Source organism: Dyadobacter sp. CY326 (assembly GCF_021390515.1).
Lineage (GTDB): Bacteria > Bacteroidota > Bacteroidia > Cytophagales > Spirosomataceae > Dyadobacter.
In genome coordinates this window covers 69,198-81,299 of record NZ_JAJUXI010000003.1, presented here as the reverse complement: position 1 = coordinate 81,299, position 12,102 = coordinate 69,198, and the positions used below count along the sequence as shown (strand labels likewise).

Annotated in this window: 11 protein-coding genes; 8 read left to right on the top strand and 3 right to left on the bottom strand. The window is 44.7% G+C overall.

What is annotated here, in order from left to right; genetic code table 11:
• Positions 1 to 37: 37 nt before the first annotated feature.
• Positions 38 to 691, top strand: coding sequence for a hypothetical protein (locus LZG73_RS04810; RefSeq protein WP_233846573.1), 654 nt, complete (start codon positions 38 to 40; stop codon positions 689 to 691).
• On the opposite strand, the gene LZG73_RS04805 is transcribed toward LZG73_RS04810, so the two are convergent.
• The gene (locus tag LZG73_RS04805; RefSeq protein WP_233846572.1) at positions 678 to 1,256 is read right to left on the bottom strand and encodes a cupin domain-containing protein; all 579 of its coding nucleotides are present in this window, start codon (positions 1,254 to 1,256) and stop codon (positions 678 to 680) included. The genes LZG73_RS04810 and LZG73_RS04805 overlap by 14 nt on opposite strands.
• A 240-nt stretch (positions 1,257 to 1,496) precedes the next feature.
• On the opposite strand from LZG73_RS04805, the gene LZG73_RS04800 reads away from it, so the two are divergent.
• From LZG73_RS04800 to LZG73_RS04790, 3 genes are read left to right on the top strand one after another with little or no spacing between them, the layout of a single operon-like run.
• Positions 1,497 to 2,444 (top strand): hypothetical protein, encoded by a 948-nt coding sequence (locus LZG73_RS04800; RefSeq protein ID WP_233846570.1) that lies wholly within the window; start codon positions 1,497 to 1,499, stop codon positions 2,442 to 2,444.
• A 24-nt stretch (positions 2,445 to 2,468) separates the two neighbouring features.
• Entirely contained in the window at positions 2,469 to 3,053 is a 585-nt protein-coding gene (locus LZG73_RS04795; protein WP_233846569.1) for an RNA polymerase sigma factor, read from the top strand.
• Complete coding sequence (locus tag LZG73_RS04790) at positions 3,040 to 4,347, top strand: hypothetical protein (RefSeq protein ID WP_233846568.1); 1,308 nt, start codon at positions 3,040 to 3,042, stop codon at positions 4,345 to 4,347. The genes LZG73_RS04795 and LZG73_RS04790 overlap by 14 nt, the downstream gene beginning before the upstream one ends.
• A gap of 13 nt (positions 4,348 to 4,360) precedes the next feature.
• On the opposite strand, the gene LZG73_RS04785 is transcribed toward LZG73_RS04790, so the two are convergent.
• Positions 4,361 to 7,591, bottom strand: coding sequence for an error-prone DNA polymerase (locus LZG73_RS04785; protein ID WP_233846567.1), 3,231 nt, complete (start codon positions 7,589 to 7,591; stop codon positions 4,361 to 4,363).
• Between the two features lie 18 nt (positions 7,592 to 7,609).
• On the bottom strand, positions 7,610 to 9,109 hold the full coding sequence (locus LZG73_RS04780) for a DNA polymerase Y family protein (protein ID WP_233846566.1): 1,500 nt from the start codon (positions 9,107 to 9,109) through the stop codon (positions 7,610 to 7,612).
• A gap of 174 nt (positions 9,110 to 9,283) precedes the next feature.
• Here LZG73_RS04780 and dinD point away from each other — a divergent pair, with 174 nt between their 5' ends.
• The 4 genes from dinD to LZG73_RS04760 all read left to right on the top strand — a co-directional run bounded on the left by dinD (position 9,284) and on the right by LZG73_RS04760 (position 12,100).
• Positions 9,284 to 10,117, top strand: coding sequence for a DNA damage-inducible protein D (gene dinD, locus LZG73_RS04775; protein ID WP_233846565.1), 834 nt, complete (start codon positions 9,284 to 9,286; stop codon positions 10,115 to 10,117).
• A gap of 19 nt (positions 10,118 to 10,136) precedes the next feature.
• On the top strand, positions 10,137 to 10,733 hold the full coding sequence (locus tag LZG73_RS04770; RefSeq protein WP_233846564.1) for an alpha-ketoglutarate-dependent dioxygenase AlkB: 597 nt from the start codon (positions 10,137 to 10,139) through the stop codon (positions 10,731 to 10,733).
• A 133-nt stretch (positions 10,734 to 10,866) separates the two neighbouring features.
• Positions 10,867 to 11,640, top strand: a complete 774-nt coding sequence (locus LZG73_RS04765) for an NYN domain-containing protein (protein ID WP_233846562.1) — start codon at positions 10,867 to 10,869, stop codon at positions 11,638 to 11,640.
• Positions 11,641 to 11,743: 103 nt separating this feature from the next.
• Entirely contained in the window at positions 11,744 to 12,100 is a 357-nt protein-coding gene (locus LZG73_RS04760; RefSeq protein WP_233846560.1) for a helix-turn-helix transcriptional regulator, read from the top strand.
• Positions 12,101 to 12,102: the final 2 nt, after the last annotated feature.

Below are 12,102 nucleotides of genomic sequence, written 5' to 3'. Positions count from 1 at the left end.
TAACCCACTTTTTCCCAACGCAAAACGCATTCGGTTTATGCGCCCCATTCCACAACAAATTTGCACGCCCGAAAATAATTTTGGTAAATATTTTTTCGTACGAAGGATTTCCCGCTCGGCCCGCACGATCGCTGGCTTGCATCATATGCACAGGCTCGGCAGAATGCGTATACATGAGGTCGGTCACGCGTGGAAATGGCAAATGAGGCAGTCTGCAGCTAAAATGGGTGTTTATAAATCCATTCTTTTGCTCGAATCTGAAATTGTGCAGTCGCCCATTTTGCAGGGATTTTTTGCCAGTCCAGCCTTATCGTTCACCGGGTCTGATAATCAGTTATTAAACCGCATTAAAAGGATCATTTTCAAGATCAATAAACAACTTAGTTCTATGGATAAGTTTTCAATAGCAACAAGCATCATTGCCGTAACTTTCTTGTCAGCAGCGTATTTCGCACCAATTGAAGTTGCGAGAAAGGCCGCTGTTTCGCATCCTGTGCAAGAAACTGCGCTCGCCGCCCAAGGCAAAAATCAGATGCCAAAAGTGATAATTGGAGATTTTCATGCGCCCAGCAAACGTCTCAAAAAATCAGAACAAAGCGCACCAACTGACTCCTTACAAGTGTTGTCAGAAATTGATCAAAAAAGGCAGTTGCACAATGCGCGCAACTGCCTTTTTCTTACCATTTTTTAAATGTCCCGAGCGGCGGACCCACACGCTTGAAACCGTGTTCTTCTCTAAGCTTATCCTGTTCAGCCTCAGTCATATTTTTAGCAATGCCCTGACTTATTTTGGTAAAAAATTCCTCCATTTTACCAGCTGGCTGAAAAATCATAAGCAGCTTGCCTTCTTCTTCACCCACTTTTGAAAAACTGTGCGGAACCATTCTCGGCCCAAAAACGCTGTCTCCGGCCTTGGCTTCATAAGTCTTTTCACCAACCTTGATCATAAAAGTCCCTTTAAGCACATACCACCATTCGTCTTGCTCGAAGTGCGTGTGAAGTGACGGCCCGCCCTCTTTCATCCGTGAAGATTCAAAGACATAAATGTCGCCTTCCGTGTCTTTGGTCGAGATTTTTGTGGTAAATGTGTCTCCTTCAAAAAGCTTGATAGGACTGCCAAACCGGTCTGCGGTAGAATCGACTTTGAATCCTTCTGTAACCCTTTTTCTTTCTTTTGCAGCTGCCAGACTGCGAAATGGTGCAGCACTCATTGCACCCACGGTCAATAGAAATTGCAGGAATCCATTGCGTTTCATAAATTGAGTTTGTTTGGATTAAATTGTTTGATTATTAGCTTGTTGTTGTAACAAGTCTAACCTAATCCCGATGCATTTCAAAGCCGTTAACTAACATTGACTGAATCTGCATAACACGCTCGGCTCAATAGCGATACGTGAAAAATATCTGTTTTAAAAACGCAACGCTTTCGGTTTCGGTCAGTGTCTCTGCTTGTGAATGCCGTCACTGAGTAAAATTTTAGCCCACCTTTTATCGATATGAAAGCCTTTGCACTGATGATTGTCTGCCTGCTTGCCATTACTTCGTGTAATCAGGTGAATGATTTACAGACAGTTGAGCCTGAGCCAATCCCTTCCAAAGTAATTCAGCGGGTTAAGGAGCAGTTTCCTGTTGCAAAGGATCTGGTGTTCAGATCGCTTCTGGAAAAGCAGGTGTGGGAAGTAAAATTCAGTTCGGGAATGGATAAATATGTGTCAATGGTGGACAGTCTCAAAATGTGGCAGACTTTCAGATACAACCCGGATAGCATTCCAAAACAATTGACGGATCTGCTCAATGAGGGCGGTTTTAGAGGCGGAAAACTCTCTGAGAATACGGAGGATATTGGCTTCTACACAACACCAAACCGGCGCAATAAGGCCATTTACACGTTCTACGGACACGATTATGTATTGGACTGGCTGTTTGTAGACGCGCGTTCTGTAAGCCTGATGTTTAGTCCCGCGCTGTATTTTGTAACCTCGCCGAAATTGAGGGAGCTTCCTCCCAAAATGCAGGATTTTTTTAATGCCAATCCGGATTTGACGTATGACCAGGGCGACATTTATTTCCTCTTGAATAACGAAAAACTGTTCGATATGCAGGTTTCTTTTGACAAAGACGGGCAACGCGTTATTGGTCGGATGCTCTTCGATAGTGATGGTGATTTGAAATGGATTAGCCGCGCATTCAATGAGCCCGCAACGCCACAGGACCCGTCCAATGTGGATGAAATGCCCGACGCAATGCGCCAATACATTGAATCCTCGCCTGAACTCGCTGAGTTTTACACACTTAATATGGCAGCCTTTAAATGGCGGAGTGAGTACAAAGGATTTAGCAGTTATTACATACAGTTCAGCCATAAAACTGTGCGGCAAAACTGTGAGATGTTCTTCGATAAGGATGGCAATTTGATTAATAAAAGTTACTATTTCGCTTTGTAATAAGTTGCTCACGTTCAGTATTATATGAAGTTTTTTCTCTCAAAAAAATACAGTAATCTGACTACGCTGGTAAATGCCTGTCAAAGGCAGGACGCCAGTGCGCAGACTGCATTTTATGAGCGATACAAAGGGCGGTTGACGGGAGTTTGTCAGCGCTATGCTAAGACCAGAATGGAGGCAGAAGATATTTTCCAAGAGGCTTTTATCAAGATTTTCAACAACATACAGGATTTAAAAGACCCGGATTCGGCAGACAGCTGGGTGAAAACCACAGTGGTGCGAACGGCCATCAATTATTACCACCGCACAACGAAGCTGCAAGAACGGAACGGCTCTCTCGATAATATGGAAATTCAATTGGAGTCTGGTGACTATGAGCGCATTATAGACCAAATGAATGTGGACGACTTGCTCGTTGTGATCAACGAACTGCCCGATAAATACAGAACGATTATTAACCTGCATTTGATCGACGGATATACACATGCTGAAATTGGCGAACTCCTCTGCATTCCCGACGCCACTTCGCGGTCGCAATTTATGAGAGGACGTAATTTGCTTTTAAAAAAATTAGAACTTAAAGGGATCGTGCATCATGAAAACTTCTGAGGAAAAACTCAACGAGGCTTTGCGAGCAGCCCTTAAACGCAAATTTGACCATTTCGAAGCTGAGCCAGATCCGAGGTCTTTCGAGCGCATTCGAACGCACCTGAAACCTGCCCGACAATGGAAATATTTATTTTTTGCACTGCTGTTTATTGGAATCGGGATTACCGGCATCATGACAGACCAACATTTCCTCAAAAAAGACGCAGCCAATAAATTAGCCAAGGCCACTTCAACTAAAAAAATCAATGGTTCCCGTGCCTTCGCGAGGTCAAAAGCTCACGAAAAGCCAGAAAAGCAAAGTGTTGCATTGCAAGGGATTATGGATTTAAAGTCAAGTTTAACCACTTCCAAAGCTTTGTCTACGGTCGCCGTTTTGACAATTAGAGATCGTCAAAAATCTACTTTATTGGAGGAAAATACATTGAAATCAGAGATTGATATTAAAGATAATAGCGACGTGAAATCCGAAAAAGCCCTGTCGTTGCAGCAACGAAAAATTTTTAATAAACAACTGAAAGACAGCAAGTTAAACATTGCTAGCATTCCCTATGAACCTGAAAGCGAGTCAGAGCAGCATGCAATGCAGTCATTTAAATTTAATGCAAACCCGCTGTCCATCAATCAAGCAAGATTTACGTCGGCAGACGCCAATTTGCCTGGAATAAAGCTTCCCGTTCATGAAGCAGTCGGTAATCCTGTGAAAGAGAAGCTGAGCTTGCTTTTTAATGCTGCGGCTTTACAATCCTATCAGATTTTGACAGTGCCATCTGGTGGTCAGGAGTTTCAAAATTTCCAATTCCCTTCCACATTCTCTCTTCGGTCATTGGGTTATAAGTTTAGCATTGGAGTTGAGAAAAAGGGTTTTCAATTGTTAGTGCATTACAGCAGATTCCATCAATCCTATTCATATGAAATTGCTGGTAATGAATATGTTGTGCAACCGGTGGATAACGATAGTTACCATGTCGTTCGGCAAGGAATAAGGGTAAGCCAGAAAAAGGAATTCAGCCTTTTGGGAATGGGGATAAATAAACGGATCAATTGGGGAAATTCAGTTCAAAATAAATATTACGCCTCCGCAGGTCTGGAATATTCGCATTCGCTTCATGCCCGGCAAAGCATTGGCTGGGTAAATGTTGGCATAGGAAAACAATTTCCTGTGAGTCGCGGCGCTTCCGTTCAGATCGGCCCTTATGCAGAATTTAGCCCGGTAAAGTTTTCAGGATCAGACGATCCATTCCTTTACCAGCCTTACCGGGTTGGTATTTCGGCAGGATTGCGTTTGAGCCGATAGGCTTGTTTCAAAATCATCTGAAATTTCGCCCAGATGGAAAAATTTCAGTTTGAATATCTTTTCGAACCTGGGTTCGTTTGTTAACCGCCTGAGTCGCATACTCATCTTTTTCATCGGCACGTGAAAGCGTAAGAATCGCAGGCTTATCATCTTCAATGGTGGTAAGTTTTTTTAACAAAACAGACAAATCATAGCATTTCTGAACGATAACGTGGGTTACGTCGCCCTCGCGTTGCAATTTCCCTTCCACCATGAGCAGCCGGGCATACAAGATTTCTTTTCGATATTTTTCAAAAAGACCCTGAAAAACAACGAGGTTAGCAAAGCCAGTCTCATCTTCAATGGTGATGAAACAAACGCCGCCTGCCGTTCCGGGACGTTGTCGCACGAGCACGAGGCCCGCCACTTTTACGGGTCGCATATTGCCAATCAGGTCCAGTTGTTTGGTCGAAAACACATTCAATGACGCCAATTTCTCTCGCACAAAACTGACCGGATGCGCTTTCAATGACAGAGAAGTCGACGCGTAATCCTGCACAACATGCTCAGAAGCAGACATTAACGGCAGTTCGACCGGCGCTTCCGAAGCACTTTCCGAAGCATGGCCTTGAAACAGGCCAACCGGCCTGTCATTCAAAGCGGACACCTCCCACAAAGCCGCCCGCCTGTCCAAACCGATCGACCGGAATGCGTCGGCATCCGCCAACCGTTCCAGCGCAGCCTGCGAAACTCCGGCGTCGCGGAGTGAATGTATATTGGCAAATGGCTTGCTTCGGGCAGCAATCAAAGCTTGAATGTCCTCCTGCCGCATTCCTTTTATTTGCCTGAAACCCAGCCGGATCGGGCAATATTTACCTGTTTTTTCTTCCAAGAGATTATCCCATTCGGAATAATTAATGTCCACAGGCCTCACTTCAACATCATGCTTTCGAGCATCAATAATAATTTGAGCTGGCTGATAAAAACCCATTGGCATGCTGTTCAACAAGGCCGTGGCGAACACATCGGGATAGTAACATTTGAGATAACAAGACACATAAACCAGCAATGCAAAACTGGCGGCATGGCTTTCGGGAAACCCATAGCTTCCAAACCCCTCCAATTGTTTGAAAACGCGCAATGCAAATTCCTCTGTATAACCATTTTTGGTCATGCCTGCCACGAGTTTCTCCTCAAATTTTTTCACCATTCCCTTCACTTTGAAAGTGGCCATGCTGCGGCGCAATTCATCAGCCTCGGTCGGCGTAAAACCGGCGGCAACAATGGCAATTTTCATGGCCTGTTCCTGAAATAATGGCACGCCAAGGGTTCGTTTTAGAATTTCTTCAAGCTCTTTGGTTGGATATACAACTTCCTCCTCACCATTGCGCCTGCGCAAAAAAGGATGCACCATATCCCCCTGAATCGGGCCCGGACGCACGATAGCAACTTCAATAACCAGATCGTAAAAGCAACGGGGACGCAGTCTGGGCAGCATGGATTGTTGCGCACGGCTTTCAATTTGAAACACACCAATGGTGTCCGCCCGGCATATCATATCGTACACTTCCGTTTCATTTTGCGGGATATTGGCAAGCGTATAACCTTTTCCGTAATGTTTTTTTGCCAGATCAAAAGCCTTGCGGATGCAGGTTAGCATGCCTAGGGCGAGCACATCAATTTTCAAAAAACCCAATGTGTCAATGTCATCCTTATTCCACTCAATGTTGGTGCGGTCCTCCATCCGCGCATTCAGGATCGGGCAGAGATCTGATAGTTTGCCCTGCGTGATCACAAACCCACCCGTATGCTGTCCAAGCTGCCTTGGAAATCCCATGTATTGCTTGGTCAGATCAAGAATTTTGAGCAAATGAGGATCATTGGGATTAAAACCCTGCTCCACAACACGCTTACCGTCAAACCATTCGTCCGTAAATTCCCATATCGAATTGGCAAGTCGGTTAATGGCATCCAGCGACATTCCCATTGCTTTCGCAACATCCCGAATCGCGCCGCGCTGGTGCACCTGCGTCACAGTTGCAACGATTCCCGCCCGGTCCCGGCCATACTTTTGATAAATGTATTGGATGACTTCCTCCCTGCGCTCATGCTCGAAATCCACATCAATGTCCGGCGGCTCATTGCGTGCCGACGATATAAACCGCTCAAAAAGCAGATCAATTTCCATCGGATCCACAGAAGTGATTCCCAGACAATAACAAATCGTGGAATTAGCCGCCGATCCCCTGCCCTGACATAAAATTTTTTGCTCCCGCGCGAAACGCACAATGTCATAAACGGTTAGGAAATAAGGCGCATAGTCCATTTCCTGCACAAACTGCAATTCATAATGAATGGCATCCTCCACTTTTTGCGGAATGCAATCTCCAAAGCGCTCACGTGCTCCCTGCCAAGCCAGATCTTCCAGTTCGATCAATGGCGGACGGTTCCCGCTCGTTATTTCTTCCGGGTAAACATATTTTAAGTCGCTTAAAGAAAACTGACAAGCCTCCGCAATTTCCTGTGTGCGATGGACCGCGTCCGGATAATTCCAGAACAATCGCAGCATTTCATCATTTTCTTTCAAATAGCGCTCGCCATTTTGGTAAAGCAAAAACCCTGCATTGTTAATGGTGCATTTCTCCCGAATGCAAGTCAGGATATCCTGCAACTCCCTTCTGATCGGATTATGATAATACACATCATTCGTGGCCACCATTGGAACATCCAGTTGCTCAGCCAGTTGCGAAATGCGGTGAATTCTTTTGGTGTCATCGCCCTGGTAAGAGCGGGCAGCGGCAATGTAAATGTCCTTTCCCAACGCCCACTTGTATTCTCTCAATGCGTTCTTAAAGTCCAGCTCAAAATCAAAGTTGCTGTTAAGTGACGCGGGCGGGACAACGACCAGTTTCATTCCCTTGGCATACTTGAAAACATCCGCTCTGTACAAATCACATTTGCCCTTTTCGGTCCTGAGATTGCCTAGGGTTAGTAATGCAGAAAGCTGTGAATAAGCTTGTTGCGTTGTTGGATAGGCCAGCAAACTTGGTCCGTCCAGCAGGTCCAACCGACAGGCAGGAATAATCTTGATGTCCTTCCCTTTCGCAGCAGCATGCGCGCGAACGATACCAGCAAGCGTGTTCCTGTCCGTGATCGCGATTTTTTTATAACGATACTTCAATGCCTGCAACACAAGCTCTTCCGGGTGCGAGCCGCCCCGGAGAAAGCTAAAATTTGTCGTGACTTGCAGTTCAGTGTAAATCATTTTATTAGCTAAAATGGGTCATGCAAAAAAGCCATGTATAAACCAGTTAGAATTGTTATCACCGTTATAACCAAGTCGAAAAACCCAGTAACGTGCGCCATCTTCATCTTCCAGACAGAAATAATCGCGATGCAGACCTTGTTCCAGCCACCATTCCCGCTCAATCCTTTCCGGACCGTCCGATCTTTTAATGTTGTACACTTTCCCTTTGTATTTAAACAGCATGGGCGCATAATCGGGAATGGGTGCTGCAACACGGATAATCAAAGGGTTTTCCAATAAATGAACAGGTCTTGGCCGGTCAACCCGCCAGCTTGTTTGCGGCTTTTCTAATAAAGAATCAGCAATTTTTACAGATCTTTCGGGCCAATAATGTTCATCGGGCAAGTAACGGTGAATGGCCTGGATTCCAGTTCGGCCCGCGAGCCTATCCAGTAATTCCATCAAATGTACATTGTCATTGTTCCCAGTAAAATGCCATATCGACTCCTGAACCGGATCAACATCCTCAACAACAGGAGCTTCCAAAACAAATAACTCTATTCCAAGATCCGGCTCAATGGTTGCAATCTTCAACTCAAAAAGTCGGAACAAATGCGCAATATGATGTGAAGCGCGGTTGGTAACAATGTCAATTTGCTCCACTTTGCCATCCACTCTGTAACCCTTAAAAATCGCAGTTCGAAGTCCTTTTTCCTCTTTCACAAACCTGCTGCAAAGCATTTCCAAGAGTTTTTGCAAAGCGATTTGAATCCCGGTTGCCGTCACAATCGGCTCCATACAAGGCAGCCGCTCTTGGTAAGGCACAACTGGCTTAACTGGCTGAATAAGTTCGATTGCATGTCCCAAAGCCTGATCAATCCGTTCCAAAAGCTGTTGCCCAAACCGCCTTCGCAACACAGAACGCGGCATGTGGATGAAATTTTTGATCTGATAAAAGCCTAGCTTGTGCATCCGCTCTATAATCAACGGCTCCAACCGCAACGCAGCGGGAGGGAACGGCAACAGTGCTTCCAAAAGCCGGCTCGGTGGAATAATCCGCTTTTCATTCCCGAATCGCGAAACTGCCCAGGCTGTTCCAATGGTGTCCGCAATGGCTATGCTTATATCATAACCCGCATTGCGCATCCGCTCGGTCATATCTTTAAAATAGGCACGCTCCCCACCCCACAAATGTGCGCATCCGGTAATATCAAGGATCAGGCCTTCGGGTAAATCCACCGCAACCACAGGCGTGTAACGAATACAGCTTTCAGCCAGCTCATTTAACAACTCCTCAATCTTTACAGTTTTGTAATCAATTACTTCCAATGCAGGAATTAATGCTCTCGCGTCCGCCAGCACCATTCCCGTTGCAATGCCGCTGGCTGCCGCCTTCGGACTTATCGCCTTCACCACCAGCCTGCCACGCTCCGGCGCAGCCAGGACGAACTCCACGCCTTCAAGCTCAGGGCGCTCTTTTACGACCCAATCTGTGAGTAAATGTCGGAACCATATGGCGGCGAAGCGTTGTGGCATTGCACTATAAAATTTCAATACAAATAATTGATTATCAATTTATTAATATAATATTGATATTTTAGATATCTTTAATTTGGTTACAATGATATCAAATTGCTTGTTCACTCGCAAGATTTTTCTTTACTTTGTTTCAGTGAACAAAATCATTTTTACACACATAAACAGATCATCATGAATGCAAATCAAAGCCCCTCACTATTTGAAGAAATCCGTAAAACTGACGACAATGGCAACGAATTTTGGAGCGCCCGAGATCTGGCAAAAGTCCTAGAATACACAGAGTATCGGAACTTCAAACCCGTCATTAAGAAAGCGAAAGAAGCATGTAAAATGAGTGGGCAGCTTCCAGAAAACCATTTCGTGGAGTTGCACGAGATGGTATCGATTGGTTCAGGCGCCTCTCGACAGTTTGAAAGTGCTAAGCTCTCTCGTTATGCGTGCTATTTGGTTGTCCAAAACGCTGATCCGGCCAAAGAAGTGGTTGCACTCGGACAGACCTATTTTGCAGTGCAAACGCGTTTGCAGGAAATTCGGCAGATGGAAGAGTATGCTAAGCTTCCTACCGAAAGTGAAAAGCGTATCTTTTTACGGAGTGAAGTCACCCGGCACAATCTGCTGCTTGCAGATGCTGCCAGAACGGCCGGCGTAGTTGAACCGAAGGATTATGCCATTTTTCAGAATCATGGTTACATGGGCCTTTATGGCGGACTCGATGCGAAAGCCATTCATGAACGTAAGGAATTGAAAAAGAGCCAGCACATTCTTGATCATATGGGCAGCACTGAGTTGGCAGCGAATTTGTTCCGTACAACGCAAACTGATGATAAATTGAGGCGTGAAAATATTACTGGTAAGCGGAAAGCAAATCAGACTCACTTCGAAGTTGGCCAAAAAGTGCGACAGACAATTGTAGAACTGGGAGGAACGATGCCGGAAAATCTTCCGAAAGCAGACAGCATTAAGAGGTTAGGACAAAAGGAGCCGAAGCGAATTAGAAAGAAGTAATGTTAAAGCAACATGAGAAATGGAACAGTTGAAACTATTTGACGATCGGGAGCACCTTTTGTTGCCTCAGCATTTGATGACTTATGAGCCGGAGTTTTTCAATGCAATGGATAGCGAACGATTTCTCGACACTTTTCTGAAAACTGTTCCATTTCAGCAAAGCAAAGTCATGATGTATGACAAAGAAGTTTTGACACCCAGACTGAATGCCTGGTTTGGTGACAGACCGATGCGCGACGGCGATCGGCGCCCTCCTATTCCATGGACTGCCGAATTGCTCGAAATTAAAACCAAAGTCGAGGACCACACAGGAATGATTTTCAATGGCGTTTTGCTCAATTATTATAGAGACGGCCATGATTCCGTCGCGTGGCACAGCGATAAGGACACGATTGTCGGCCTGAAAACTGAAATCGCATCCGTCAGTTTCGGACAACCGCGCAATTTTGATTTCAGAAACAAAGAAAATCACCGGCAACAGCATTCGCTGGAATTGGGCAATGGCTCATTACTTTTGATGAAAGGCGATTTGCAGAAATATTGGGAACACAGAATCGCGAAATCAACCGCGCCCATGAAGCCGCGGATTAACCTGACTTTCCGGAAGGTTTTGTAATAGTTCGGTTTATGTTGAATCAAACATTGTTGTAAAGAGGGAATTTCTCGGGATTAGGAAAAAAAACGCTACTTTTCTGCGATTTCCAGTTCGTTGCATAGGCGCAACCACAACTTGACTAAATGCAAACCCAATGAGTGAGACCAAATTTAATATTGCCGTATTGATTGATGGCGATAATGCGCAGGCAAAATTCATGAAGGAAATGTTGGAGGAGGTTTCCAAATATGGTAAAGCCACCGTGAGGCGGATTTATGGCGACTGGACGAGCTCCAATATGAATAGCTGGAAAGAAATCGTCAATCATCACTCAATCAGCCCCATACAAAAATTTTCCTACACAACCGGAAAGAATTCAACGGACAGTTCGCTCATCATTGATGCCATGGACATTCTTCACAGCAAAAGTGTCGACGGATTTTGTATCGTTTCCAGCGACAGCGATTACACCGGATTGGCAAAAAGGATTCGGGAAGAAGGGCTGTTTGTAATGGGCATCGGCAGGAAAACTACGCCGATTGCATTTGTTAACTCCTGTGAAATCTTCACATTTAGCGAAAACTTAGTCGCAGAATTAGAGCCGCAATCGGATGAGCAGGAGATCAAAAAAATAGACGTTGCCCCGCAGGAAAAAATTCAAAAAGAATCCAAAAAGGGCGAGCCCAGACAGAAATATCCAAAAATTGACATAAGCGTCATTGATAAGGCATTCGAAATATCTACAAATGAAGAAGAGGAGGCACTGATTTCAAAAGTCGGGTCGTCACTCCGTAAAATTGATCCAAGTTTTGATTCCCGGACTTACGGGTTCAAAACGTTGACGCAGCTTCTCAAAAGCCTTTCTAAATATAAGATCGTTAATAATGAAGTGAATGGTCTTAATCACCCACTGATCAAGCTCAAATAAGCACATTCAGAATATTTCTGTCAAATAATAAAAGTTTTCGCTCCCAAAATTTGCGTAAGTAAATGCTTACATGTACTATTGTGTAAGCAAATACTTACATATTATGTCAATTGAAGCCAGGCGAGACGTATTTCAAGCCATAGCAGATCCAACCCGACGGCAGATTATCAACCTCATCGCGCACAAGCGAATGAATTTGAATGCCTTAGCTGAAAATTTCAATGTTAGCAGACCAGCAATCTCCCAGCACATTAAAATTTTGACAGAGTGCGGAATGGTGGTTGTAAAACAAGAAGGACGGGAACGATTTTGTGAAGCGAAGCTCAACGGACTGAGCGAAGTGTCCAATTGGGTGGATCAGTACAAACAGTTTTGGAATGAGAAGTTCGATTCACTTGGAAGCTATCTCAATGAAATTCAGGCCAATAATCAATCAAATAACGATCAATTAAACAACTAGCA

Coding starts and splice junctions, on each gene's coding strand:
- LZG73_RS04810 (WP_233846573.1), top strand. CDS start 38: ATGCGCCCCATTCCACAACAAATTTGCACGCCCGAAAATAATTTTGGT.
- LZG73_RS04805 (WP_233846572.1), bottom strand. CDS start 1,256: ATGAAACGCAATGGATTCCTGCAATTTCTATTGACCGTGGGTGCAATG.
- LZG73_RS04800 (WP_233846570.1), top strand. CDS start 1,497: ATGAAAGCCTTTGCACTGATGATTGTCTGCCTGCTTGCCATTACTTCG.
- LZG73_RS04795 (WP_233846569.1), top strand. CDS start 2,469: ATGAAGTTTTTTCTCTCAAAAAAATACAGTAATCTGACTACGCTGGTA.
- LZG73_RS04790 (WP_233846568.1), top strand. CDS start 3,040: ATGAAAACTTCTGAGGAAAAACTCAACGAGGCTTTGCGAGCAGCCCTT.
- LZG73_RS04785 (WP_233846567.1), bottom strand. CDS start 7,591: ATGATTTACACTGAACTGCAAGTCACGACAAATTTTAGCTTTCTCCGG.
- LZG73_RS04780 (WP_233846566.1), bottom strand. CDS start 9,109: ATGCCACAACGCTTCGCCGCCATATGGTTCCGACATTTACTCACAGAT.
- dinD (WP_233846565.1), top strand. CDS start 9,284: ATGAATGCAAATCAAAGCCCCTCACTATTTGAAGAAATCCGTAAAACT.
- LZG73_RS04770 (WP_233846564.1), top strand. CDS start 10,137: ATGGAACAGTTGAAACTATTTGACGATCGGGAGCACCTTTTGTTGCCT.
- LZG73_RS04765 (WP_233846562.1), top strand. CDS start 10,867: ATGAGTGAGACCAAATTTAATATTGCCGTATTGATTGATGGCGATAAT.
- LZG73_RS04760 (WP_233846560.1), top strand. CDS start 11,744: ATGTCAATTGAAGCCAGGCGAGACGTATTTCAAGCCATAGCAGATCCA.